General features: G+C 69.9%; 28 protein-coding genes. 16 read left to right on the top strand and 12 right to left on the bottom strand.

The genetic code is table 11. The features are described from left to right. Positions 1 to 248: 248 nt before the first annotated feature. On the bottom strand, positions 249 to 866 hold the full coding sequence (locus D455_RS0122695) for a sigma-70 family RNA polymerase sigma factor (RefSeq protein ID WP_026122894.1): 618 nt from the start codon (positions 864 to 866) through the stop codon (positions 249 to 251). A 281-nt stretch (positions 867 to 1,147) separates the two neighbouring features. On the opposite strand from D455_RS0122695, the gene purS reads away from it, so the two are divergent. From purS to D455_RS0122665, 6 genes are all read left to right on the top strand, one after another. Next, positions 1,148 to 1,393, top strand: coding sequence for a phosphoribosylformylglycinamidine synthase subunit PurS (purS, locus tag D455_RS0122690; RefSeq protein ID WP_026122893.1), 246 nt, complete (start codon positions 1,148 to 1,150; stop codon positions 1,391 to 1,393). A 301-nt stretch (positions 1,394 to 1,694) separates the two neighbouring features. Then, the gene (locus tag D455_RS0122685) at positions 1,695 to 2,174 is read left to right on the top strand and encodes an ATP-binding protein (RefSeq protein WP_017572978.1); all 480 of its coding nucleotides are present in this window, start codon (positions 1,695 to 1,697) and stop codon (positions 2,172 to 2,174) included. 245 nt (positions 2,175 to 2,419) lie between these two features. Continuing rightward, positions 2,420 to 3,115, top strand: coding sequence for a phosphoribosylformylglycinamidine synthase subunit PurQ (purQ, locus tag D455_RS0122680; RefSeq protein WP_017572977.1), 696 nt, complete (start codon positions 2,420 to 2,422; stop codon positions 3,113 to 3,115). Between the two features lie 28 nt (positions 3,116 to 3,143). Continuing rightward, entirely contained in the window at positions 3,144 to 3,665 is a 522-nt protein-coding gene (locus D455_RS0122675) for a hypothetical protein (protein WP_026122892.1), read from the top strand. Between the two features lie 71 nt (positions 3,666 to 3,736). After that, complete coding sequence (gene purL / locus D455_RS0122670) at positions 3,737 to 6,031, top strand: phosphoribosylformylglycinamidine synthase subunit PurL (protein ID WP_017572975.1); 2,295 nt, start codon at positions 3,737 to 3,739, stop codon at positions 6,029 to 6,031. Positions 6,032 to 6,202: 171 nt separating this feature from the next. After that, positions 6,203 to 6,445, top strand: coding sequence for a hypothetical protein (locus D455_RS0122665; protein ID WP_026122891.1), 243 nt, complete (start codon positions 6,203 to 6,205; stop codon positions 6,443 to 6,445). A 215-nt stretch (positions 6,446 to 6,660) separates the two neighbouring features. Here D455_RS0122665 and D455_RS0122655 read toward each other — a convergent pair whose 3' ends face one another. Together D455_RS0122655 and D455_RS0122650 are read right to left on the bottom strand one after the other, a co-directional pair. Then, entirely contained in the window at positions 6,661 to 8,220 is a 1,560-nt protein-coding gene (locus D455_RS0122655) for a GMC family oxidoreductase (RefSeq protein ID WP_017572972.1), read from the bottom strand. Positions 8,221 to 8,397: 177 nt separating this feature from the next. Beyond that, entirely contained in the window at positions 8,398 to 9,894 is a 1,497-nt protein-coding gene (locus D455_RS0122650; RefSeq protein ID WP_394296651.1) for an aldehyde dehydrogenase family protein, read from the bottom strand. 371 nt (positions 9,895 to 10,265) lie between these two features. On the opposite strand from D455_RS0122650, the gene D455_RS0122645 reads away from it, so the two are divergent. Then, a complete protein-coding gene (locus D455_RS0122645; protein ID WP_017572970.1) occupies positions 10,266 to 10,928 on the top strand; it encodes a class II aldolase/adducin family protein in 663 nt (220 codons plus the stop codon). A 12-nt stretch (positions 10,929 to 10,940) separates the two neighbouring features. Here D455_RS0122645 and D455_RS0122640 read toward each other — a convergent pair whose 3' ends face one another. The 4 genes from D455_RS0122640 to D455_RS0122625 are packed head-to-tail and all read right to left on the bottom strand — an operon-like array spanning position 10,941 to position 13,566. Continuing rightward, entirely contained in the window at positions 10,941 to 11,441 is a 501-nt protein-coding gene (locus D455_RS0122640; protein ID WP_017572969.1) for a hypothetical protein, read from the bottom strand. Positions 11,442 to 11,466: 25 nt separating this feature from the next. Further along, positions 11,467 to 11,748, bottom strand: coding sequence for a helix-turn-helix transcriptional regulator (locus tag D455_RS0122635; protein ID WP_017572968.1), 282 nt, complete (start codon positions 11,746 to 11,748; stop codon positions 11,467 to 11,469). Beyond that, on the bottom strand, positions 11,738 to 12,595 hold the full coding sequence (locus D455_RS0122630; protein WP_017572967.1) for an ABC transporter permease: 858 nt from the start codon (positions 12,593 to 12,595) through the stop codon (positions 11,738 to 11,740). The genes D455_RS0122635 and D455_RS0122630 overlap by 11 nt, the downstream gene beginning before the upstream one ends. Then, complete coding sequence (locus D455_RS0122625; RefSeq protein ID WP_026122890.1) at positions 12,592 to 13,566, bottom strand: ABC transporter ATP-binding protein; 975 nt, start codon at positions 13,564 to 13,566, stop codon at positions 12,592 to 12,594. The genes D455_RS0122630 and D455_RS0122625 overlap by 4 nt, the downstream gene beginning before the upstream one ends. A gap of 334 nt (positions 13,567 to 13,900) precedes the next feature. Here D455_RS0122625 and D455_RS0122620 point away from each other — a divergent pair, with 334 nt between their 5' ends. Beyond that, complete coding sequence (locus tag D455_RS0122620) at positions 13,901 to 14,308, top strand: VOC family protein (protein WP_017572965.1); 408 nt, start codon at positions 13,901 to 13,903, stop codon at positions 14,306 to 14,308. Between the two features lie 26 nt (positions 14,309 to 14,334). Here the strand turns inward: D455_RS0122620 and D455_RS0122615 are convergent, their stop codons facing one another. Continuing rightward, a complete protein-coding gene (locus D455_RS0122615) occupies positions 14,335 to 15,096 on the bottom strand; it encodes an alpha/beta fold hydrolase (RefSeq protein WP_017572964.1) in 762 nt (253 codons plus the stop codon). Positions 15,097 to 15,259: 163 nt separating this feature from the next. Here D455_RS0122615 and D455_RS0122610 point away from each other — a divergent pair, with 163 nt between their 5' ends. The 4 genes from D455_RS0122610 to D455_RS0122595 all read left to right on the top strand — a co-directional run bounded on the left by D455_RS0122610 (position 15,260) and on the right by D455_RS0122595 (position 17,636). Then, complete coding sequence (locus D455_RS0122610) at positions 15,260 to 15,793, top strand: DinB family protein (protein WP_040685063.1); 534 nt, start codon at positions 15,260 to 15,262, stop codon at positions 15,791 to 15,793. Positions 15,794 to 15,873: 80 nt separating this feature from the next. After that, positions 15,874 to 16,095 carry a type II toxin-antitoxin system VapB family antitoxin gene (locus tag D455_RS0122605; protein WP_017572962.1) on the top strand — a complete coding sequence of 74 codons (222 nt, stop codon included), beginning with the start codon at positions 15,874 to 15,876 and terminating at the stop codon, positions 16,093 to 16,095. After that, positions 16,092 to 16,505, top strand: coding sequence for a PIN domain-containing protein (locus D455_RS0122600; RefSeq protein WP_017572961.1), 414 nt, complete (start codon positions 16,092 to 16,094; stop codon positions 16,503 to 16,505). The genes D455_RS0122605 and D455_RS0122600 overlap by 4 nt, the downstream gene beginning before the upstream one ends. A gap of 372 nt (positions 16,506 to 16,877) precedes the next feature. Beyond that, a complete protein-coding gene (locus D455_RS0122595) occupies positions 16,878 to 17,636 on the top strand; it encodes an SURF1 family protein (protein WP_017572960.1) in 759 nt (252 codons plus the stop codon). Here the strand turns inward: D455_RS0122595 and D455_RS0122590 are convergent. Together D455_RS0122590 and D455_RS0122585 are read right to left on the bottom strand one after the other, a co-directional pair. After that, positions 17,612 to 18,019, bottom strand: coding sequence for a DUF3817 domain-containing protein (locus D455_RS0122590; protein ID WP_026122889.1), 408 nt, complete (start codon positions 18,017 to 18,019; stop codon positions 17,612 to 17,614). The genes D455_RS0122595 and D455_RS0122590 overlap by 25 nt on opposite strands. A 142-nt stretch (positions 18,020 to 18,161) precedes the next feature. Next, a complete protein-coding gene (locus tag D455_RS0122585; protein WP_017572958.1) occupies positions 18,162 to 19,712 on the bottom strand; it encodes a glycosyltransferase family 2 protein in 1,551 nt (516 codons plus the stop codon). A gap of 349 nt (positions 19,713 to 20,061) precedes the next feature. Here D455_RS0122585 and D455_RS0122580 point away from each other — a divergent pair, with 349 nt between their 5' ends. The 3 genes from D455_RS0122580 (at position 20,062) to D455_RS0122570 (ending at position 22,716) form a co-directional block, all read left to right on the top strand. Continuing rightward, positions 20,062 to 20,793, top strand: a complete 732-nt coding sequence (locus tag D455_RS0122580) for a WbqC family protein (protein ID WP_026122888.1) — start codon at positions 20,062 to 20,064, stop codon at positions 20,791 to 20,793. Positions 20,794 to 20,888: 95 nt separating this feature from the next. Then, a complete protein-coding gene (locus D455_RS0122575) occupies positions 20,889 to 21,602 on the top strand; it encodes a PIG-L deacetylase family protein (protein ID WP_017572956.1) in 714 nt (237 codons plus the stop codon). A 130-nt stretch (positions 21,603 to 21,732) separates the two neighbouring features. Beyond that, positions 21,733 to 22,716: an NAD-dependent epimerase/dehydratase family protein gene (locus tag D455_RS0122570; RefSeq protein ID WP_017572955.1), complete on the top strand. Its 984-nt coding sequence runs from the start codon at positions 21,733 to 21,735 to the stop codon at positions 22,714 to 22,716. 226 nt (positions 22,717 to 22,942) lie between these two features. Here D455_RS0122570 and D455_RS0122565 read toward each other — a convergent pair whose 3' ends face one another. Both D455_RS0122565 and D455_RS0122560 read right to left on the bottom strand, forming a co-directional pair. Further along, positions 22,943 to 23,317: a DUF202 domain-containing protein gene (locus tag D455_RS0122565; protein ID WP_017572954.1), complete on the bottom strand. Its 375-nt coding sequence runs from the start codon at positions 23,315 to 23,317 to the stop codon at positions 22,943 to 22,945. Beyond that, positions 23,314 to 23,676 carry a YidH family protein gene (locus tag D455_RS0122560; protein WP_026122887.1) on the bottom strand — a complete coding sequence of 121 codons (363 nt, stop codon included), beginning with the start codon at positions 23,674 to 23,676 and terminating at the stop codon, positions 23,314 to 23,316. The genes D455_RS0122565 and D455_RS0122560 overlap by 4 nt, the downstream gene beginning before the upstream one ends. A gap of 271 nt (positions 23,677 to 23,947) precedes the next feature. On the opposite strand from D455_RS0122560, the gene trxA reads away from it, so the two are divergent. After that, positions 23,948 to 24,319, top strand: coding sequence for a thioredoxin (gene trxA, locus D455_RS0122555; protein WP_017572952.1), 372 nt, complete (start codon positions 23,948 to 23,950; stop codon positions 24,317 to 24,319). Positions 24,320 to 24,608: the final 289 nt, after the last annotated feature.

Raw genomic sequence — 24,608 nt, 5'->3', positions numbered from 1 at the left:
TGAGGGTGGTGGAGGGTGACGGGCGGGCATGACACAGGGGCGACTCCCGTCGCGCGGGGCCGCCCGGACGTGTGCGACGCGCTGGATGGGCCGTGGGAGGAACGGAGGAACCGGCCACACGGGCGGGATTCCTCCGGTCGTCGGATGTCTCCGTGGGAGGGACGGCGCGGCCGGACGTGACCGCGTACGGGGTCAGGGGGCGATGAGGTCGCGGAGCGGGGACACGGGCCCGCTCGGCGGGACGGGGACTACTCCGCGGCGGAGACGCGCACCCCGCGGTCACGGGCGTAGTCGGCGAGCATCTCACGGAGCTGGCGGCGGGCACGGTGCAGACGGGACATCACCGTCCCCAGCGGGGTCCCCATGCGCTCGGCCACCTCCTTGTAGGCGTAGCCCTCGATGTCGACGAGGTAGATGACCTCCTGGAACTCCTCGGGCAGACGGGCGAGCGCCTGCTTGATGTCGGAGTCGGGCAGGTGGTCCAGGACCTCGTTCTCGGCCGACCGCATGCCGGACGACGTGTGCGCCTCGGCGGCGGCGAGCTGCCAGTCCTTGATCTCGTCGGTGGTCTCCTGGCGCGGTTCGCGCTGCTTCTTGCGGTAACTGTTGATGAAGGTGTTGGTCAGGATCCGGTAAAGCCAGGCACGCAGGTTCGTGCCCGCCCGGAACTGGTGGAAATTCGCGAAGGCCTTGGCGAAGGTCTCCTGCACGAGGTCCTCGGCGTCGGCGGGATTACGGGTCATCCGCAGAGCCGTGGGATAGAGCTGGTCCGCGAACGGTGTCACCGCCGTGGCGAAGTCCAGTGTCTGCTCTTCGTCGCGGGGCCCACCGATCGTGGAGGTCTGGTCCATTTCTACAGTCGTCAAGATTCCCCCTCAGGACGACCGGACGTCACTTCCACCCTGTAAGACGCCACCGCACGCTTCCAATGATGACACCAAGCCGCGTGATTCGGGTCACGGGACCCCCGAAACAGTCACCAACACTGTTCAACGTGGGGTAAAGGCGCGGCGCGCCTCCTGGTCAGGACGCCTACCCGTTTCCGCGTGCCGTACGCTTGCGTCGTCCCCTCCCGCTTCGGCCCGGAGGGCGGCCCGCCCGCCGCAGGCACGTGCGGCACACACCCCGTTTCCTTGTGGAGGACCCTGTGGCCCGCGTCGTTGTTGACGTCATGCTCAAGCCCGAGATCCTGGACCCCCAGGGCCAGGCCATCGCCGGGGCCTGCTCCCGTCTGGGCTTCGAGGGGATCGAGCAGGTCCGCCAGGGCAAGCGCTTCGAGGTCGAGGTGGAGGGCGAGGTGGACGACGCCGCCCTCGCCGACGTCCGCCGCCTGGCCGAGACCCTCCTCGCCAACACCGTCATCGAGGACTACGAGGTCCGCGTGGAGGGCTGACCGGTTCCGGCCGCGGCCCCGCGGACACCACCCCACGCCGCACTCCCCCGCACCGCGGAACCGACCCGGGCCACCGTGATTCCGAACACACCGGGAACCACCGCCCCCCACGGCGATCGCCGCCTCCCGCGAGGAAAGTCGTGGTCATTCAGCCCTGTGACACTCGCCATGCCGGAAGTGTCGGAAAAAGCCAGCCGTGTCCCCTCGGGGGCACGGCTGTTCGTTTTACTCCAACCACCCTCGGGGAAGGTTTCCTAACGTGCCGGGCTGAACACGACAACGGAGCACGAGAGGTGTACGTATGGACGCCGTTTTCTCGATCTCCCTCCCCAGGCAGGCATACACGGTCGCCGTCGCACGCGACGTTCTCGGCACGCTCCTCGACCGCGCGGGGGTGTGCGGGAACTGCGTCGACGACATCCTCCTGGCCGTCTCCGAGGCCTGTGCCAACGCGATCGACCACGGCGGGCCCGCCCACGCCTACAGGGTCGAGGCCGAGATGGGCGAACGCTGGTGCGAACTCCGGATATCCCATACCGGAAAGGCGCCCGATCCCACGGCGCTCGCCGAGAGATTCACCACCGACCACACGCCCCTCCCGGATCCGGACGCGGAATCGGGCAGGGGCATTCTGCTGATGCGCTACCTCATGGACGAGGTCGCCTTCGAGGGCGAGCCCCGGACGACGGTCCTGCTGCGCAAGAGGCTCACGTCCTGCGACAGCCCACCGGCGGAGGAGACCGCGGGGCGGATACCGATGCCGCGCTACGCGCTGATGTGAACCGGCCGCACCGCCCCACACGTCCCGCGGGGCCGCCGTCGCCGCGCACCACGCCACGTCGGCCATTGGTGTGATCATCCAAGCCAACGCCCTCCGAAGGCGACTGACCTCGTACGTGAGCACAGCGGGTACGCTGCGAGGTGCGGACGCACCGTCCCCAGTGACGGGGCCAGCGGCGTCTCCTCGCCGCACGCTCCCCGTGACACACGGGGATGGATCCCGACCCGATCTCTCGGAGTGTGCTCATGACAGCCCGTGTGGGCGTCGTCACCTTCCCCGGCTCCCTCGACGACAAGGACGCCGCGCGCGCCGTCGCGTTGGCGGGCGCCGAACCCGTCTCCCTCTGGCACGCGGACGCCGACCTCAGGGGCGTGGACGCCGTGGTCCTGCCCGGCGGCTTCTCCTACGGCGACTACCTGCGCTGCGGCGCCATCGCCCGGTTCGCCCCGCTGATGTCGGAGCTGGTCCCGGCCGCCCGCTCGGGCGCGCTGCCGGTGCTCGGCATCTGCAACGGCTTCCAGATCCTGTGCGAGAGCCACCTGCTCCCCGGCGCCCTGACCCGCAACTCCTCCCTGCGGTTCGTCAACCGCGACCAGGTACTGCGCGTGGAGAACCCCGGCACCGCGTGGACCAGCGGATACACCGAGGGCCAGGAGATCCTGGTGGTCCTCAAGAGCGGTGAGGGCAGCTACGTCGCCGACGAGCACACCCTGGACGAGCTGGAGGACACCGGACGGGTCGTGGTCCGCTACGTCGACGGAAACCCGAACGGTTCACGCCGTGACATCGCCGGGATCACCAACGAGCACGGGAACGTCGTCGGCCTCATGCCGCACCCCGAGCACGCCGTCGAGCTGCTCACCGGACCGTCCGCCGACGGTCTGGGCTTCTTCGCCTCGATCCTCACCCACCTGGCCGCCGGTTCGCCGGTGAACGCCTGATCCGCACACCGAACGGGGGTACCGGCCGATGATGGCACTGCTGCGCTCCAGAAGGACGATGTTCATCCTCGCCGGTGTGGTCATCGTCGGCATGGTGGTGTCCGCGGGGATCGGTCTGTTCAACGCCATCGGTTCCGCGCCCGTCGCCGCGCCCCCGGCCCAGTACCAGCAGGGCGGGGGCCAGGGGGGCTCCGGTCAGTCCCGGAACCAGCCGCCGGACGCGGACGTGCTCGGCGAGGCCCCGTCGGGCCTCCGGTACACGTCCGACGCCGAGAAGGACGTGTACTGCGAGGGGACCGAGTGCGTCCGCCTGGTCAGGGTCATGACCGAGGAGGGGGAGCTGCCCGAGGACTCCCGCGAGACCGTCCTGGCGGTGGTCGACCACCTCACCGGCCAGGGGTGGGAGGAACAGCACCCGCAGGGCGCGCCCGCGGAGCAGATCTTCCTCAGCAACGGCGAGTACATGCTGGCCGACACCTCCGCGCACGACGACCCCGGGACCGCCCCGACGCTGATGCTCGGCGACGCCAGCGGACCCACCGCACCCTGACCATGACCTTCCGCGCCGTTCGGCGGACGCCACGGCCCGGCTCACACCAGCACATCCCGAACGGAACACGCATGTCTGAAGCACCTGGTCTCGACACCGTCGCCGTGGCGCACGACAGCCCCGACACACCCCAGCCGTACGCCGAACTGGGCATGGCCAAGGACGAGTACGAGCGGGTCCGCGAGATCCTGGGCCGCCGCCCCACCTCCGCGGAGCTGGCCATCTACTCGGTCATGTGGAGCGAGCACTGCTCGTACAAGTCCTCCAAGGTGCACCTGCGCCAGTTCGGGGAGAAGGCCCCCGAGAACGACGCCCTGCTCGTCGGCATGGGTGAGAACGCGGGCGTGGTGGACGTCGGCGACGGCCGTGCGGTGACCTTCAAGATCGAGTCGCACAACCACCCGTCGTACGTGGAGCCGCACCAGGGCGCGGCCACCGGCGTGGGCGGCATCGTCCGCGACATCCTCACCATGGGGGCCCGCCCCGTCGCGGTGATGGACGCCCTGCGGTTCGGCCCGGCCGACGCCGACGACACCAAGCGGGTACTGCCCGGCGTGGTGTCCGGCATCTCCTTCTACGGCAACTGCCTGGGCCTGCCCAACATCGGCGGCGAGATCGGCTTCGGCGCCGGATACATCGGCAACCCGCTGGTCAACGCCCTGTGCGTGGGTGTGATGCGGCACGAGGACATCAAGCTGGCGCAGGCGCCCGGCCCGGGCAACAAGGTGGTGCTGTTCGGATCCACCACCGGACCCGACGGGATCGGCGGCGCCTCGGTGCTGGCCAGCGCCACCTTCGACGACGAGTCGCACGCCAAGCGGCCCAGCGTGCAGGTCGGCGACCCGTTCATGGAGAAGCTGCTCATCGAGTGCAGCCTGGAGCTGTTCGAGAAGGACATGGTCGTCGGCATCCAGGACCTGGGTGCGGCGGGCGTGTCCTGCGCCACCACCGAACTCGCCGCGGGCGGCACGGGCGGCATGCGCGTCCAGCTCGACCGGGTGCCGCTGCGCGACCACCGGCTCACTCCCGAGGAGATCCTCATGAGCGAGTCGCAGGAGCGCATGATGGCGATCGTCGAGCCGGGGAGGATGGACGAGTTCCTGGCCATCTGCGACAAGTGGCAGATCCTGGCCACCGAGATCGGCGAGGTCACCGACGTGACCCCCGAGGAGGCCGAGCGCGGCGGCCGCCTCGTGATGACCTGGCACGGCGAGACCGTGGTGGACATGCCCCCGCGGACCGCCTCCGACGAGGGCCCCGTCTACCAGCGCCCCTACGCGCGCCCGGCCGCCCAGGACACGCTCCAGGCCGACGACGCCGGGAAGCTGGCCCGCCCCGCCGACGACGCCGAGCTGCGCGAGCAGGTGCTGCGCGTGCTGGCCGCACCGGGCGTGGGCGACCCGACGTGGGTCACCCAGCAGTACGACAGCTACGTGCGCGGCGACACGGTGGTGTCCACCCCGCACGACGCCGGGATGATCCGGATCTCCGACGACTCGCACCGCGGCGTGGCCCTGGCCACGGACGGCAACGGGCGTTTCACCCGGCTGGACCCGTACACGGGCACGCAGCTGGCGTACGCGGAGGCCTACCGCAACGTGGCCGCCACGGGCGCGCGCCCGCTCGCGGTGACCAACTGCCTCAACTTCGGTTCGCCGGAGGACCCCGGGGTGATGTGGCAGTTCGCCGAGTCCACCCGGGGACTGGCCGACGCCTGCCAGACGTTGGGCACGCCGGTGACGGGCGGCAACGTGAGCTTCTACAACCAGACCGGTGACGTGGCGATCAACCCGACCCCGGTGATCGGCGTGCTCGGCGTGATCGACGACGTGCGCACCCGGTTGCGGACGGCGTTCGAGACCGACGGCGCCCGACTGTTCCTGCTGGGCGAGACCCGACCCGAGTTCGGCGGTTCGGCGTGGGCCGACACGGTCCACGGCCACCTGGGCGGCCTGCCGCCGCGGGTGGACCTGACCGCCGAGGCCGCCCTGGGCGAGGTGCTGGCCACCGCCGCCGCGCGTGGCCTGGCCGAGGCCGCGCACGACCTGTCCGACGGAGGCCTGGCGGTCGCGCTGGCCGAGTCGGCGCTGCGCGGCGGCCGGGGCGCGCGGGTGAGCGTGGAGGGGGACGTGTTCACCGCCCTGTTCAGTGAGTCCGGCGCCCGCGCGGTCGTCGCGGTGCGGTCGGGCGAGGAGGAGGCCTTCGTGGCGCTGGCCGCGGAGCACGACGTGCCGGTGGCGGAGATCGGCGTGGTGGGCGGTGACGCGCTGGAGGTCACGCACACCAACGGCGCCGTGGAGATCCCGCTGACCGAGCTGCGCGAGTCCCACGAGGGGGCCCTGCCCGCCCTGATGGACGGCGTGTAGCACCAGGCGATCGCGGCGGGGGCGTCCTTCGGGGCGCCCCCGCCGCGTGTCTCGGCCGAACCTCGTCCGTTCGTCCCCGGAGAGGTCGACGCGTGGTCCCCGTTCGCTGGGTAGGTGTCGGAGGAGGACCCGATGAACCGGGGAGCCTACGGTGCGAAGGGGGCGTACGTCATGCGACGCGGCAGGTTGAAGGGGGCTCTGGGCAGCCACGAGCGCCCGGCGAGCGCTCTGGGTTTCCGCATGGTGCTGGCCGTGTTCGGTGCCCTGGTGTTCCTGGTCGGCGCGGTCCTGGCCTACCTGTGGACCGACCAGATGTGGCTGGTCGTCCTGCTCGGCGCGGGCTTCGTCGCCGCCTGCGTGAACGTGTACTGGGTGGGCCGACGGCGCAGGTACGGCGGCGGCCCACCCGCCTGAGCGCAGTCGGGTCGGGGAGGGGTTCCCGACCCGAGACGACGTGGTCCTCCGGTCGGTCACACGGTGACCAGCGGAATTCGTGCGCTCACCGCCTCGGCGGCCTTCCCGACGTCCACCGGATCCGAGGTGCTGACCGTCGCACCCGTCCGCATGGCCGCGTCCACTTCCGCCGGGTTCCTTCCCGGACCCCGGCGGGAGCGGTCGGGGCGTCTCCGTCAGCGGTCGGCCAGGGCGTCCTGGCGGATGAGGTCCGCGGCGCGCTCGCCGAGCGCCAGGACCATCACCATGGGGTTGGGCGTCGGCAGCGTCGGGAACACCGACGCGTCGGCCACGCGCAGACCGCGCAGACCGCGCACGCGCAGGCGCGGGTCGACCACGGCGTCCCCGTCGTCGGCGGCGCCCATCCGGCAGGTACCCGCGGGGTGGTAGACGGTGTGGGCCACGCGGCGGCCGTACTCGGACAGCTCCTCGTCACTCCGGACGTCGGGACCGGGCGCGACCTCCCGCTTGATCCAGGACCGGAACGGCTCGGTGGCGGCGACCTCGCGGGCGAGCTTCAGCCCGTCCACGATCGTCCTCTCGTCGTGCCCCTCCGGGTCGGTGAAGTAGCGGAAGTCCAGCGCGGGCTTGGCCTGGGGGTCGCTGCTGGTCAGGTAGAGCTTGCCGACCGAGCGCGAACGGGGGATGTTCGGCGTCATGCACACCGCGTAGCCGTCCTCCGGGGACTCGTAGCCCAGCCGCTTCGTGTTGTCGTCGAAGGGGACCTGGTAGATGTGGTACATCAGGTCCGGGCGCGGGTCGCTCTTGTCCCGCCGCACGAACAGGGCCGCGTCGGAGTCCATCACCGTGTTCTCCGGGATCCGCTCGTTGGTCTCCCACATGATGATCGACTCGGGGTGGTCGAGCAGGTTCTCACCGACGCCGGGCAGGTCGTGGCGAGGCTCGACGCCCACCTCGCGCAGCTCCTCGGCGTTGCCGATGCCCGAGAGCATGAGCAGCCGGGGGGAGTCGACCGCACCGGCGCACACGATCACCTCCTGGCGGGCGTTGACGGTGACGCGCGTGCCGTCCTTGGCCGTGGCGCTGACCCCGGTGGCACGGTCACCGTCGAGGAGCAGCCGGTCGACCCAGGTCTCCAGCTTGAGGGTGAGGTTGTCGCGCACGTCCATGATCGGGTGCAGGTAGGCCACCGACGCGGAGGAGCGGTACCCGGTGTAGGGGTCGTAGGCGATGGAGAGGAAGCCCGCCCCGTCCGCGAAACCTCCGCCGTGGGAGGTCAGGGCGTTGAAGTCCTCGACCACCGGCACGTTCGCCGCCTCCGCGGCCGAGGACACCCAGTCCTTGACCATGGCGTTGCGGTCCTTCTCGGCGATCGGGATGATGTTGCACTTGATCCGGTCCGCGTAGGACTGCACGGTGGCGTTGTCCCAGCCCTCGGCGCCCGCCGCGATCCAGTCGTCCAGGTCCTCCGCGAACGGCCGGAAGCTGATCAGCGTGTTGTGCGAGGAGCATCCGCCGAGCACGCGGGCCCGGGAGTGCAGGATGTGGGAGTTGCCGCGCGGCTGCTCGACGGTGGTGTAGCCGTAGTCGAGTTCGCCGTCCAGGACGCTCAGCCAGTCGCGCAGACGCAGGACCTTCTCCAGGTCGCGGTCGTCGGGGCCGCCCTCGATCAGGCACACGCTGGTGCCGGGGTCCTCGGTGAGCCGGTTGGCGATCACCGATCCGGCGGTCCCGCCTCCGACGATCACGTAGTCATAGGTCTCGGTCGTGTCCACGGTCCGCTTCCTCTCGTTGCGTAGCTCTGGGGGCGGGGGGCAGGAGACCGGCCCGCGTCGCTTCTGACGCGGGCCGATGACGTCGTCATGGGGACGCTCCCGGCGGTGCGAAGGACGGAGCCGCACCGCCGGGGCGTTCGGCGGCCCGGAGCGCGTACCGGCTCCGGGCGGGTGCCGTCAGCCGAACCAGCGCTGCGGTTCGGGCGCCAGGTTGCGGTAGATGTGCTTGGCCTCGCGGTACTCGTCCAGACCGGCGAACCCGAGTTCGCGGCCGATGCCGCTGCGGCCGTAGCCGCCCCACTCGGCTCCGGGGAAGTAGGGGCCGTAGTCGTTGATCCAGATGGTGCCGTGGCGCAGGGCCGCCGCGACGCGCTCGCCCCGGGCGGTGTCGTTCGTCCACACGCCGCCGGAGAGGCCGTAGTCGGTGTCGTTGCCCAGGTCGATGGCCTGCTGCTCGGTCTCGAACCGCTCGACGGTCACGACCGGGCCGAACACCTCGGTCTGGACGATGTCCATGGAGCTCTCGCAGTCCACGAACACGGTGGGCCGGTAGAAGTAGCCCTCGGCCAGGGCGGGGTCGTCGGGACGCCTGCCCCCGGCGATGATCCGGGCGCCCTCCTCGACGCCGCGCTCGACGGCGGCCTCCACCTTGGCCCGGTGTTCGGCCGACACCAGCGGGCCGCAGCGCACGCCCTCGTCCTGGCCGCGGCCGATGCGGATGGCCTCGGCGCGGCGGGCGAGCTCGGTGGTGAAGGCGTCGTGGACGTCGTTGTGGACGATGAGGCGGGCCCCGGCCGAGCAGACCTGGCCGGAGTGGAAGAACGCCGCGTTGAGCGCGTAGTCCACGGCGGTGTCCAGGTCCACGTCCGGGAAGACGATGTTGGGGTTCTTGCCCCCGAGTTCCAGGGCGATGTTCTTGACCGTGTCGGAGGCCGCGGCCATGATCCGTCTGCCGGTGGCCAGTCCGCCGGTGAAGGAGACCAGGTCCACGTCGGGGTGCTGGGACAGCGGGGCGCCCGCGTCGGGGCCGCTGCCCGTGACCAGGTTGACCACGCCCGCCGGGACGCCCGCCTCCTCGGTGAGCTCGACGAGCTTGGCGGTGGTGACCGGGGTGATCTCGCTGGGCTTGACCACCATGGTGTTGCCCGCGGCCAGGGCCGGGGCCATCTTCCAGGAGAGCTGGAGCAGCGGGTAGTTCCAGGGCGTGATCATGCCGCAGACGCCGACGGGCTCGTAGACCACCTTGCTGTGCACGCCCTCGGGCGCGGACACGAGGCGCCCCGCGTCCTTACCGGCCAGACCGGCGTAGTAGCGGAAGACGTTGGTGACGTCGTCGACGTCGATTCCGCCCTCCTCGATGGTCTTGCCGGTGTCGAGGGACTCCATGACCGCGATCTCCTCGCGGTCGCGCTGGAGGAGGTCGGCGATGCGGCCGAGGAGCTGTCCGCGCTCGTCGTCGGAGACGTGACGCCACTCCCCCGTGTCGAAGGCGCGGCGGGCCGCGGCGATGGCGTCCTCGGCGTCGTCCCCGCCTCCCTCGCTGACGATGGTCAGGACTGAGGCGTCCGCCGGGTCGAGGATCTCCCGCACCCGGCCGTTGCGGGCGGCCTTCCACTGGCCGTCGATGTACAGACTGGTGGCCGTCGACGATCCCGGTTCCGACAGGTAGGGCACGGACGGCAGGCTTACGTGGCGCTTGTTCACGGATTCGGTCTGTCCAGGATCGGTATTCACAAACAGCCTCGTCTCATAAGAAGCGTAAGTCACATCTGCCCCATGAGCCGAGCCAGGCCGAACTGTGCGAACGCCCGGTCGTTACGGGGCCGTCCGTGGCCCGCCCACGCGACACCCGGACACACAACTACCCCGTGCGACGCCCCGGGTCGTCCACCGACACCTCAGCTGGGGAAGACGGGAGCGAGAGTTTGACGTACATTGAGGTGTGCCTCAGTAGGTGAGGCACACCTCAGTCAGGTTCGCCCGGGTCCGCGTCCCCGGGGCGGGCCGCCGCAGGACCGCGCCCACCGCGCACCCTTGGGGAACACATGCTCCTGGAACAAGAACGCCGCGACGTATGCCTGACCGCCCGCTCCCTCGCCTCGGGCGCGGGTGCCGCCCCGGGCGAGTCGGGGACCGTCAGCGTCCGCAGCGGTGACCTGGTCGTCGTCACGCCCCACGGTGTCCCGCTCGACCGGATCCAGCCGGGTGACTGCCCGGTGATGTCACTCGACGACCGCGTCCTCGAAGGGCGGCGCGACCCCGCCGCCGAGGCCACCCTGCACATGGCCGTGCACCGCCTCACCGCCGAGCACGACCGCGACGTCACCGCCGTGGTGAACGCGTTCACCGCCGACACCGTCGCGGTGTCCTCGGTCCTGGCCGAACTCCCCCCGATCCACCACCGCGCCGCCGGTCTGGGCGGAGCCATCACCGTCACCCCGTACACCACCTACGGCACCGGCGAGATCTCCGACCACGCCGTCAAGGCGCTCAAGGGCCGCGACGCCGCGCTGCTCGCCGACCACGGCGGGCTGGCCCTGGGCCGCGACCTGGGACACGCGTTGGAGAACCTGCGCCTGCTCGACTGGCTCAGCGCGGCGTACCTGAGGGCACGCCAGCTCGGCGAACCCCGCGTGCTGTCCGAGGACGAACTGGCCCGGGTCCGCGAGCGCGACTCCTACGGCTGGGCGGGTCCGGACATCTTCTGAGGGCCCCGGCCGTCAGAGTTCCTCGTCGTCGGGCGCCTCGTTCGGCCGCGTCCAGGCCAGGAGCAGGAGGGGGGTCGAAGCGTGCACCATGTAGATCACCCACAGCACGGGCATGGCCAGCTCACTGATGAGGGACACGGGGAGGAACGCCCCGACGACCACCGCGGAGAACGCCGCGAAGATGGACACCGACGTCACGTTGTGTCCGATCCGGGTGGCCCGGTCCAGCTCGGTGCGCTGGCGCTCGTCCAGGCGCTGGTAACTGACCATCAGGTCCGTGGCCTGCCCCAGCCGCGCGTGGACCACGAACCACGCGCCCAGGAGTCCGAGCATCCCGACCGCCTGCAGCCCCGACCGCACCATTCCGGGGTCCGGGAGCGTGACGACCCACATGAGCACCGCGACGGCCAGGGTGATGAGCACGTGCAGCACCACGTAACAGCGCCGCCGGGTCCGGGAGGCGCGGAGCCGGTGGGGGTGGGGCAGTACGAAGACGTCGTCGAAGAAGGACATGGTGATTCCCTTTCGGTCGGATCGGTCACTGGCCGATGCGGGGGAAGGGCTCGGTGGAGAAGACGACCTCCACCGGGACCTCGAAGTAGCGCGCGATACGCAGCGCCAGGTGGAGGCTGGGGCTGTACTCGCCCCGCTCCAGGTAGCCGACCGTCTGGTAGTGCACGCCCAGGGCCTCGGCCAGCTGGCGCCGTGACACGTTCCGCTCGGCCCGCAGCATCGCGATCCGGTTGTAGATGGTCTCGCCGCTCCCGGCCGCCGCCCTCGGACGACGGCCGGTACCGTTCGCGCCGCGTTCAGTAGGCACGCTTCATCGCCCTCTCCCGGGCCGCCTGGACCCTCGATCCCGACTCACGCCGGGCCATCCGCCGCAGCACCCACTGCGCGACGGCGAACCCGACCACGGCCCACAGTGTCAGAACTCCGGCCACCTGCGGCAACTGCCAGGTTCCGGTCAGTTCGAGGGCGACGTGGTCGGCGGGCAGCAGCGAGGCGCGCACGCCCAGACCGATCCAGTAGACGGGGAAGACCTGGGCGAGGGACTGTACCCATCCGGGCATGAACGTGATGGGGAACATGACGCCCGAGATCCCCACCAGTCCCATGACCGGGATGACCAGCAGACCGACCCCGGTGCGCGGGTTGGACAGGGTCGCTCCGAGGATCGCGCCGATGGGAGCCAGCGCCAGCATCGCGAGCAAGAACACCCACAGCAGGGTGAGCGCCCCGGTCAGGCCCCGCAGGGCGAACCCGTCGACGAGCAGCGTTCCCGGAACCAGCATGAGCAGCACGGCCACCACCGACATGCCCAGCACGTGGCCGGTCTTGGCCACCCCGTAGCCGAGCATGCCGTGCGGCGTGGCCCTGGCCCGCAGCAGGGTGCCGTCCTCGCGCTCGGTACCGAGCACCTGGGCGACCGTCATCAGACCGAGGATGGCCATGTGCATGGTGATGCCCATGGCCATGGTCGTCGCGCCGGCGGAGGTGTCGGTCCCCGCCATCCGCTCGCCGCCCAGGATGACGGCGAGGACGACGAACACGGCGGGCATCAGCAGGTAGCCGCTGAAGAGTTCCTGGGCGTTGGTGAACGACAGCCGGAACTCGGTCCACCCCCGGGAGAGCCCCGCCCTGACGGCGTTGACTCTGGCGTTCATCGGATCCCCCTCACGAACTCGGCCGCGGCGCTCTCGGCGTCCCCGGACTCGTACCTACGGACCATGGCCATGTACACGTCCTCCAGGGAGGGCCGGGTGACCCTCAGGTCGGTGACGTCCTCGCCGTGCTCCGCGTACAGCTCGGCGACGTGGCGTGCGGGGGCGCTGGTGCTGTGGACGTGCCGCCGCCCTCCGGCGCTCCAGGTGACCTCGCTCTCCCGGGCCACCAGGGAGGAGAGCTGGTCGGCGCTGCCGTCGGCGACGATCACCCCGCCCGCCAGGATGAGGATGCGGTCGGCCAGCTTCTCGGCCTCGTCCAGGTCGTGGGTGGTCAGCAGGATGGTGGTGTCGTCCTCGTCGGCGAGCCGGTGCACCAGGTCGTGGAACTCGCGCCGGGCCACCGGGTCGAACCCGGCGGTGGGCTCGTCCAGGAAGAGCAGCTCGGGACGGCCGACGATCCCCAGGGCCACGTCCACGCGGCGGCGCTGACCACCGGAGAGGGCGCGGAGCCTCTTGTGGGCGTGCTCGGTGAGGCCGACGGTCTCCAGGAGCGCGTCGGTGTCGTGGGGGCGCACGCGCCAGGGCGCGGAGAAGGGCGCGTGGAAGCGGCCGAAGTGCTGGATCAGCTCGTGGACCCGCCAGGCGCCGTGGTCGCGCCAGGACTGGAGGACGACGCCGATCCGTGAGCGCCACGCCTCGTCACCGCGTTCGGGGTCGTGCCCCAGTACCTCCACCTCGCCCGAGGACCGCCTGCGGAACCCCTCCAGGATCTCGATCGTGGTGGTCTTGCCCGCCCCGTTGGGCCCGAGGAGGGCGATCACCTCGCCGCGTCTGGCGGTGAGGTCCACGCCCCGCAGGACCTCGGTGGCGCCGTAGCTCATCCGCAGGTCGCGGACCCGGAGCACGGCCTCCTGTGGGCTTCCCGACGCCTGGGCCCGCGCCCTGGAGGTCGGTTGGACATCCGTACTCATCACATCTGTCCTCCATATCGTCCCTGATCTACTGCTGTTGATAGTACATGTACTACATCCTGAAGAACAGAGACTACAGAAGAGTGGGAGCGGACCACAGGGCGCGGCAGGGCGACGGTCCGTGAAGAAGCGCGGGTCAGCGCACGTGGGAGGGTGTGGCCGGATCCGGCCGCACGGGGTGGAGACGGGCGCCGCGCGCCGGGCCCCGACGCGCGGAGGCGTGTTTCGGACACGGAACCGGGGAGAGAGAAAAACCCGGGTGTGGACAACCGTTCATTCAGCACCCGGAACGGGACAATGGTGAGGACACCGTCACCGACTGCCAGGAGGCCCCATGCGCTGTAGCAACATCAGACTCCTCGTCAACGACTACGAGGCCTGCTTCCGCTTCTACTCCGAGGTCCTCAAACTCCCCCTGCTGCGCGGGGACGAGAGCAGTCGCTACGCCGAGTTCGACGTGGAGTCGGGGACCCGGTTGGCCATCAACCAGCGTGAGGTGATGGCCGAGGCACTGGAGACCGACATGGCCGACCCGGCCCTGCCCCACCAGGACCGGTTCGCGGTGGTCTTCGCGGTGGACGACGTGGACGCCACCGCGGCCAGGCTGGTCTCGAACGGGGCCCGCCTGGTGATGGAACCGCGCGACTGGACCGCCTGGGGCATCCGCGCGGCACACTTCCGCGACCCCGACGGCTACCTGCTGGAGATCAACTGTCCGCTGATCCCCGTGGCCGAGGACTGACCCCGCCGCCCGGGGACGCTCCTCCCTCAGCGGGCCAGGTGCTCCACCAGCAGCTCGTTCACCCGGTCCGCGCGTTCCACCCCGAGGAGGTGCGCGGCGCCGGGGACCACCTCGAACCGGGCGGCGGGGATCCCGTCCGCCAGCCTGCACCCGTGCCCGGGCGGCAGCAGCGGATCGTGTGCGGCCGACGCCACCAGGGTCGGCACCCGCACGGAGGCGACCAGGTGACGCTGGTCCATCCTGGCGAGCGCGTCGCATACCGACGCGAAGCCGTCCGGGTCCAGCCCTCCGAACTCCTCGGTGAGCCGGGCCACGACCTCCGGGTGCTCCTCGCCCATGTCGGGAGTGAACCAGGGCCGCACCACCTCGGCGGCCACCGCCTCCAGGCCGCCCCCTCGCACGCGCGAGGCGAGGAGGTCCCACCGGTGCGTCCGTGGCGTGCGGGGCGCGGGGGCCAGCAGCGCGAGGCGTTCCAGGGTGCGCGGGGAGTTGGCCGCGATCCACACCAGCAGCGCGCCGCCGAGCCCGGCACCGACCGCGCTGACCCGGGTGAGGCCCTCCGACTCCAGCAGCCCGAGCAGGTCCAGGGCGAGTTCCTCGACGGTGTAGGGGCCCTCGGGCGCCGGAGAGGAGCCGTGGCCGCGGTGGTTGACCCGCAGGACCCGGTGGTCGCGGGTCAGCTCGGACAGCTGTGGCTCCCAGACCGACATCGTGGTGCCCAGGGGCGGCAGGAGCAGCACGACGGGCGCGTGCCCGGGTCCGTCGAACCGGTACTGGAGTGCGGCCATGGCCGTGACACCTCCCAAATCGCCGGACACCAGGTTATCGGCAGGGGCCCGTTCGGGGCCTGCACACTTCTCCCCGTTTCCGCCAAGTGGAGGACAGAACCTGACCGCCACGCTTTCTAGAGTCCTTCCGTACCGAGTCGGACACGACGAGAAAGCGGTGGTCATGGTGGCAACGGCGACGAACACGGTGGACGTCGAGCGCGCGGCCCTCCTGCGGATCCTGGCGGAGCAGCGCGACTTCCTGCTCTTCACGGTCAGGGGGCTGGACGACGAACAGGCGACGCGTCGCACGACGGCGAGCGATCTGACCCTCGGCGGCCTGGTCAAGCACGTGACGGCGGTCGAGCGCAACTGGATGCGGTTCATCCGCGAGGGCTCCACGCGCGGGAAGGACGTGGACTACGAGGACCCGGCCACCTGGGAGGAGCACGCCAACACCTTCCGGCTGCTGGACGGCGAGACCCTCGCCGGAGTCCTGGCTGACTACGAGCTGGCGGCGAAGGAGACCGAGGCCTTCGTCAACGAGCTGCCGGACCTGGAGGTCAGTCACAAGCTCCCCGACGCGCCGTGGTTCCCGAAGGACACCTCGTGGTCGGCGCGCGACGTGTTGCTGCACATGATCCGCGAGACGGCGCAGCACTGCGGACACGCCGACATCCTGCGTGAGTCCCTGGACGGGCAGAAGACCATGGGCTGACCCCGGCACGACGCACCGCTATCATGGCCATGTACATGGACGACATGGATCATGTACATGACCATGATGCGGAGTGAAGCATGAGCCTGACCCAGATCGACGTTGACGACGAGGCGCTGCGGGAGGCCATGCGCCTGTCCGGCGCGCACACCAAGAAGGAGACCGTGAACCTGGCCCTTCGGGAGTACACCGCGCGACACCGACGCATCGCGGCCCTGGAGCACTTCGCCGAACTGGCGAGAGGCTGGAACTACGAGGGCTGGAAGGAACGGCGCGCGGCGGAGAAGGAGCCGTACGAGTGATCCGTTACCTGATCGACTCGTCCGCCCTGTGGCGTGTACTCCGGGACGAGAAGCACAGGCGGGCATGGCAGGAGGTGATCGCCGAGGGAACCGTGGGTTCCTGCGCGGTACAACGTACCGAGTTCCGGCGCTCCGCGCGCAACCTGGACGAGTACGAGCAGTTCAACGACATGTTCGATGCCCTGTATCCGGACGTCCCCACACCGAAGAGCGCCTGGCAGTGGGTGGAGTCCGCCCAGTACCGGCTTCTGCGCTCGGGCGCGCATCGTGCCCTGTCCTCGGTGGACCTGCTCATCGCCGCGACGGCCGCCCACCACGGGCTGGTCGTCCTGCACGACGACAACGACCTCACGACCGCCGCGCGCCATGTCACCGACCTACGCGAGCGGCGGATCCGGGACACCCCCTGACACCGCGCGTCCGAGCACGCCCGGACACACAACGGGGGCGTCCCCACCGATGTGGGAACGCCCCTCGCCGAAAAGGTGGCGAGGGTCGCTTCCGCATCCCCCCTCAAAGTACGGAAGCGACCCTCGCGCCGGGAAGCGGCCAGCGACTCCTCCCCCCTGGAGTCGCGGCCTTGAAGGCCTGCCGCGGAATCGACCCTGTCGTTCCGCGTTGATAGAGACACTACCCACACCACCCTCGAAGAACAACCCTCCGTCACCAGAAACTACTTAAAGTGATCGTCATTCCTCGGCAGGTGGAGGGCCAAGGACCTGGTGACAGCGTCAACCCGGGGTCATGACAGGGCGCTCGGGGACCGCGCTTAGCCTGGTCTGGTGAGATCACCGCTCCTCAGCCCACGGTGGCTCGGCATCCACCTGCTCGCGATCCTGGTCGGCGTCGTCTGCGTCGCCGGCACCGCGTGGCAGTTCGTCCGCGCCTTCGAGCCCGACCGCGAGGTCATCACCAATCCCGTCGAGGACCTCGCCGGTGCCGTGCCCCTCACGGACCTGCTCGAACCGGGTGAGTACATGCACCCGGACTCCTTCGCCAACAGCGCGGTGGAGGCCTCCGGCCACTACGACGCCGACGCCCAACTGCTGGTGCCCCGCGTCGTGGACGGCGTACTCGGCTACGACGTCATCGTGCCCCTGGTCACCGACGACGGCGCCGCCGTCACCGTGAACAGGGGATGGGCCGAGGAGGGCCAGGACGTCCCGCCCGTGCCCGGGGGCGAGGTCACGGTCAGGGGCTGGCTGCTGCCGCCGGTGAAGTCCGAGGGGGCCGTGCCCGTCGAGGTCTCCGAGGGCCAGGTCTCCCGCATCGCCACGTCCGTCCTCATCAACGAGTGGGACCACCCGCTCTACGAGGGCTACGTCACCCTGCCCGAGGGGGACCCGGCCACCGCCTCGCTCGTCCCCGCGCCACCGCCCGAGCCCCCCACCGAGATCACGATCAACTGGCGCAGCCTCAGCTACACGGTGCAGTGGGCGATGTTCGGCGTCTCCGCCATGGTCTTCTGGATCATCATGATGCGCCGGGAGCTCCGGGAGTCCCGTTCCCCGGAGGGTCAGCCAGCGGCGGCGGTTTCCTGAGCCCGGACGGCCTCCCGGTCCCCGGCCTGCTCCGACCTCACGATCCGGTGCTCGACCACGAACCCGAGCACGGGGATCGTGCCCGCGAGCGCCACGCCCAGCGTGCGCCCGGCGCCCCAGCGGCGGTCCAGGGCGACCCACAGGACCACGAGGACGTAGGCCATGTAGATGTAGCCGTGCGGCATCGCGATGAACAGCATGAGCGGCGACTCGGGACCGAACCAGTGCTCCATGCCCTGCGGCGCGGCCACCAGGGAGAACCGGGCGGTCTCCCCGACGAGGTACTTGGCGGGCATGGCCACGAAGGTCAGCCCCAGAAGGAAGATTCCGGTCACGTACGCGAGCACCCGGTACAACGCGAACGACACTCGTCTTTTGTCCACGGCTGATCCCCATCCGACGACTGCGGCCCCGCTCCGGAGCCGGGAGGGCCGCGAGCGGGCGAGACTCAGCCTAAACGCTGTCCGTCACCCCGGGCGCCCGGGGTGCCCGGGGCTGGACGATCTCACATCACCGCAGGTGGGATCACCTTCCCGAGACCCGGTCGGGGCTGCTCCACCGGCCGTCGGACTCGGTGGTCCACGCCTTGGGGATCATCCGCAGCGTGAGGTAGGCGTCCACCATCCGGATCGGCAGGAAGAGCAGGCCGTAGAGCAGGTAGGACGGCCGCCGACGGATCGCCGCCATCAGGCAGGTGAGCATGTAGTCCGGGATGAACAGACCGATGGCGATCGCCAGCAGCGGTAGGAAGGCAGTGACCGTGGTGAAGGCCTCCCCCAGGTAGGGCAGGCCCATGAAGAACTCCCCGCCGACCGTCCCGACGAGGACGAACAGTCCGACCACGACGGTGACCAGCAGCGTCGCGGAGACCAGCACGACCTCCAGGATGTACAGCGCCAGGCACGCGCAGAACACGCTCGGCCACAGCCGGTGGCGCCGAACGGTCTGCCAGAAGCCCAGCGTCCACCGGGTGACCTGCTTGTAGTAGTCCCGGAAGGTGAAGGGGTCCTGGCTGTAGGCCTTGGTGTCGGGGTTCATCGAGACCCGACCGAGGCGCTTGTGGTGCACCTCGAAGGTCATGTTGAAGTCCTCGATCACCAGGCCCTTCGGGTTGACGTCGATCTCCCTCAGCGCCTCGCTGCGGTAGACGCTGGCGAAGCCCGGCACGATGAAGGCCGTGTTGGCGTGCCTCCAGGTCTGCCCGAAGCGCATGAGGTACTGGAGCATGAAGTACAGGCGGTCACGGTACGCGGAGATCATCCGGCCCACGAAGCCGCGCTCACGCGGCTTCCACTCCGAGACGACGAAACCCGCGACGGCCGCCACCGACGGGTCGGCCAACTGCCGCCGGGCACCCTCCACGTACCCGGGGTCGAGTTCGGTGTCGGCGTCCAGGATGAGCACGCCGTCGTAGTTCTCGGTCAGCGCGAACTCCTCGATGACCGCCTCGATGGCCCCGGCCTTGCCGCGGTTGGTGAGGAGTTCGAGGACGTTCACGCCGGTCTTGGCCGCGATCTGGGCGGTGGAGTCCTTCGAGGAGTCCGAGACCACGTAGACGTCCCAGCGGTTGAACAACCCCATCGCCGAGGCGATGGCCCCGCCGATGACGGGTTCCTCGTTGTGCGCCGGGATGATGACGGCCAGGGAGGCGTTCGGGGCGGCGGTGCCGTCCGGCGGCGCGACCTCCCCGGGTTCCGGGACTCCCACGGCCTCCGCGGTGCCCCCGTCGGACGCACCGGCCAGGGCGCCGCTCCCGCCCGGACCGCCCGCGCCGACCAGGACCCGTTCGCGTCCGCCGACGGCACGGCGGTGTCCGCGGTGCTCGCGGTGCCCGATCCGCCGGGGCCGGACCACGGCGCGCACCGAGTCGTCGCCCAGGCGCACGAGTCCGATCACGGTCCACAGCAACAGGTTGGCGCCGAAGGCCAGCCACAGGAACACGTAGCCGAAGGCGCCCAGGCCGGCGGCTTCGGCCATGTCCGTCGCGAAGCCGAACCAGTAGACGAAAAGTGCCACGGCCAGGGACAGGGCGATGAGCCCCGTCAGCAGGCCACCGATGAAACGCGCGATACGCACAGCGCTAGGACCCCTCCGAAGTTCACGGTTTCGGACCGACATTAACCCGCAAAGCCGGCGTTAGGTTGACGCCCTACGACACCAGAAGGTTCACCCGTGTTCGCGTCCTATGTAGGCCACGCAAATCGTATCCACGGACTTGCGTGAGGTGGTAACCATAAGAGGATATTTGGGAGGCGAAGACACGAGTCGTCGCCGGATTGCCCAAGAACGTCCAGGTTCCGGAAAAGACTGTGGAAAGTGACCTACGGAGAGAAGGAGAATCCTCGGCGTGATCAGCGCTCCGTCATCCCCCTCGTCTGATCGTGCTCACGACCCGCAGGACACCGAAACGGGGAGCCGAACCACCATGAACAGGAAGGACACCGCAGGGTGCACGGTGGCACTGCACCAGCCGCACTACCTGCCATGGTTGGGCCTTCTGGACAAGATCGACCGTTCTGACCGCTTCGTCATACTCGACAACGTCCAGTTCGAACGCCGCGGATGGCAGAACCGAAACTATGTCTTGGGGAGCGCGAAACCCGTTCTGCTCACCGTTCCGGTCATACAGGGCAACCGGGACGATCGCATACGGGACAAGCGTGTTGACAACAGCCAGAACTGGAAACACAGGCACTACAAGGCACTCGCGGAACACTGTTACCGCAAGGCCCCCTACTGGAGGGTTTACCGCGACGAAATCGCCCATCTGTACGAAGAAGAGTGGGACAGCCTCGCGGATCTGGCGGTGGCGACCACCCGCATGCTGATGCGGTGGTTCGGGATCGACACCCCACTGCTGCTGGCCAGTGAGATCGGGGACTTCCCCGGCCGCAAGAGCGAGCTCCTCGCCCAGATCTGCGCCAAGACGGGAGCGGACACCATGCTCTCCGGTGACGGCGCCCGGGACTATCTGGAGCCCGGCGTCCTGCGCCGCTACGGGATCGGTGTCGAGTGGCAGGACTTCCGCCACCCCGTGTACCCGCAGCACGCGCGCGGCCCAGCCGACTTCGTTCCTCGTCTGTCGGCGATCGATCTTCTCCTCAACACCGGTCCGGAGGCGCTACACCTCCTCCGGCAGACGAGAACCCAGAGCTGACCCGCGCCAGGGTCCACGACACCGCCGCGCCACCACGCCGGCGGCGCTCCTCGGGAAAAACCCGATCGCTCTCTAGGCAAAGGACGGAAAACCGCATGATGACGGACTGGTCCCAGGAACGCATCCTGGTGTTCGCGCCCCATCCCGACGACGAGACGCTCGGCTGCGGCGGCCTCATGAGCAAGGCCAAGGCCGCGGGTGCCGAGGTGTTCGTCCAGTTCATCACCGTCGGGGACACCGCCGACATGTCCCCCAAGGGCTTCTCCACCGCCGAGGAGCGCTACGCGGAGATCAAGAAGGTCGCCGACCACTTCCGCTGGGACGACTGGCACATGGCCCTGCCCGGCGACCAGTACCACCTGCGGCTCGACTCCGTCGCCCGGGTGGACCTCACCCAGCTGATCGAGCGGGAGAGCCCTCTGTCGGTCGAGCGGGTCCGCCCGACCGTGGTGCTCGCACCGCACCAGGCGAGTTACAACCAGGACCACCGGGCCGTGTTCGAGGCCGTGCACACCGCCCTGCGCCCGTCCAACACCGCGATGCGCCACCACCCGCGGCTGGTGCTGGCCTACGAGGAGGCCGCCGACCACTGGCGTTCGGAGCCGCTGTGCCCGCCCAACCTCATCGTGGAGCTGGACGAGGTCCAGATCATCGACAAGCTCCACGGCATGCAGCTGTACAGCTCGCAGAGCCACCAGCACCCGCACACGCGTTCCGAACTCACCCTGCGCAGCCTCGCCGTCCTGCGGGGCATGCAGGCCGGCGTGGCGCTCGGGGAGGGGTTTCACGTCCTGCGCCACCTGGCCTGACGGAGCGCGGACCCAGGCGGCGGAGCGGGCCACGGAACACCCGTGTACCGCTCCGCCGCACGCGGCCCCTCGGCCGCACACGAGCCATCCCCGCAGACAACAGAAGAACACCGTAAGTGGAGGGGAAACCATGAAGACCGTAGTCACCGGCGGAGCCGGTTTCATCGGCTCTCACCTGTGTGATCACCTGATCGCCCGAGGTCACCAGGTCACCGTCCTGGACGACCTGTCGACCGGATCCCCGGCGAACCTGGCCCACGCGCAGGACTCACCCGGGTTCCGGTTCGTGGAGGGGGACGTCCTGGACCGGGACCTGGTCGACTCCCTGGTCGCGGAGGCGGACACCGTCTTCCACCTCGCCGCGGCCGTGGGCGTGTACAACATCGTCGACAACCCGCTGCGCTCCCTGCGGATCAACCTGCACGGGACGGAGAACGTGGTGGAGGCGGCCGTGGCGCACCGCGTGCCCTACATGGTCGCGTCGACCAGTGAGGTCTACGGCAAGAACGACGCCGACGGGCTCAAGGAGAACGACGACCGCGTCTACGGACCGGCCACCAAGAGCCGCTGGTCCTACGCCGCGGCCAAGGGCCTGGACGAACTCGTCGCCTACGTGCACGGTGTCGAGTCGGGCGTGCCGTGCGTCATCACCCGCTTCTTCAACGTGGTCGGCCCCCGCCAGACCGGGCGCTACGGGATGGTCGTCCCCCGCTTCGTCGACCAGGCGATGGCGAACGAGCCCATCACCGTGTACGGGACGGGGACGCAGCGCCGCTGCTTCGGCTCCGTGTTCGACGTGGTGCCCGCGCTCCTGCGGCTGATGGACACGCCCGAGGCCTACAACCAGGCCGTCAACCTCGGCGGGCACGAGGAGGTCTCCATCAAGGGCCTGGCCGACAGGGTCGTGGACCTGGCGGGCTCCGCGAGCGCGATCACCTACGTCGACTACGAGGAGGCGTACGGCGAGGGCTACGAGGACATGCAGCGCCGCTACCCGGACACCTCGCTGGCCGCGCGACTGATCGGGTACCGCCCCGAGCGCGACCTCAACGACATCATCCGGTCGATCATGGAGCACCGCCGTACCGGGGGCTCCGTTCCCCAGCCGGTGTAACCGAGCCGTGGTCCGGCCCGGGGCGCCCTCTCCGCCTCGGCTGGCCGACACGCTCCGGAGCGGGCGGAGAGAGCCCGGTTCCGATCCCCCGTTGACCAGGGGTGCCCGTGCACCCCGCGGCACCCGTGTGCCCGCGCCCGCCGAGGGCGGTCCGCACCGGGGGTCCAGCCACACGCCCGTCCAGGGCATAGGGCATGTCCGTCGGTGTCCCCGCTCACCGACCCCCTCAGGATCCCAGCAGCACCGTCAGCGCCAGGACGCAGCCGAAGGCGAGGACGCCCGCGCACAGGAGCACCATCGCCCACGGGCTCGCCACGGACTGCGGCGGCCTCCCGGTCCCCGGGGCGCGTGTGCCGTGTTCGCTGCCGCGCCACCGCAGCCACACGTGCGTCCCCAACACCCCTCCCAGGACCAGCAGCGCGGCCATCGTCGCCACGCGCACCTCGGGTGAGGTCTCCGGGAAGGCGGTGTCTCCGGAGGACAGGGACCCGCGCAGGAACAGCAGCCCCACCACGACCAGCAGGGCGATCGTGCGCTGCCAGGCCATCAGCGTGCGCTCGGGTTGCATCCCCGGGTCGTCGCGGTCGACGGGAGTGATCACAGCAGGTTCCCCAGCAGAACCAGCGCGCACACCAGCCCCACCGCGAAGGTGGTGATGAGCGGCAGCGCGCTCAGTTTCAGGGCCCCGCCCTGACTCATGATCCGCTGCACGCGGTACCAGCGCAGCGGGGCGTAGACGGTGATCACCCCCGACAGCGCCGCCAACACCAGGCCGATCACGGTGCGCGGCCCCTCCGCCCAACCCAGTGGCAACAGGTGCAGGACGGCCACGGCCCCGGCGAGGAGGGCCAGCGCGGTACGGACCCAGGCGAGGAAGGTGCGCTCGTTGGCGAGGGTGAACCGGTAGTCGACGGGGCGGTCGGCACCCGCCGTGTCCTTCGGGGAGGGCTCCGAATCCATGTCCCCACCCCCTTTCACCAGGAACTTCACGTGCTCACCCCTTGTCCGGGCTCCCGCGTCGAACCCGTGTCACCTGACCCTAGCCTCCACTCGTCTTTCCTCCCAAACAGGTATGTAAGGCGTGTTATGGCATAAAACAACCAGTCCGGTGGGGCTGTTCGTGGCTCTCGGTAGGCATGCGGAACAAACGAGCGGGCACGACCGCTGTAGCACTGAGAGATGGCGGTTGGCCGACGGTCGACACCACACCACGAACAGATCAGGAGACCACGTGCCCACGGTCGAGCTCACCAAGGACAACTTCGCGGAGACGCTGAAGGACAACGACTTCGTCCTCATCGACTTCTGGGCGGACTGGTGCGGTCCCTGCCGCCAGTTCGCCCCGGTGTTCGAGACCTCCTCGGAGACGCACACCGACATCGTGCACGCCAAGGTCGACACCGAGGCGCAGCGCGAACTCGCCTCCGAGTTCAAGATCCAGTCCATCCCGACGCTGATGATCGTGCGCGAGCGCACCGTCATCTACAACGAGCCCGGGGCTCTGCCCTCAGAGGCTCTGGAGAGCCTGATCACGCAGGCCCGGGAGCTGGACATGGAGGAGGTCCGGCAGAAGATCGCCGAACAGGGAGCCTCCTCGGAGTAGACCCGCTTCCCGGGCGCCCCGGACACCCCGCGCGAGCGGGCGGTGTCCGGGGCGCCCGTGTGTCCGGAGGCCGCCCGCCGGGACACGCACAGGAGGCGTGCGCAGGAGGCTCACCGCCTCCGACGGGAGCCGCAAAAGAAGCCCATACGTACCGAAAAGTCACCAAGGGGTTCGTACCCGGTCATCTGTACGCCCGTTCCACGCACCGCGCCCCGGCCGGGCGACACTCCCCCCGGACGGGTCCGAGCCGCACCGCCACACGGCTCTTCGCAGCGCAGGGACCTCTTTC

The organism is Nocardiopsis halotolerans DSM 44410 (genome assembly GCF_000341065.1).
Taxonomy (GTDB): domain Bacteria; phylum Actinomycetota; class Actinomycetes; order Streptosporangiales; family Streptosporangiaceae; genus Nocardiopsis; species Nocardiopsis halotolerans.
The sequence above is the reverse complement of the archived record's forward strand: the minus strand, read 5'-3'. Positions and strand labels throughout refer to the sequence as shown.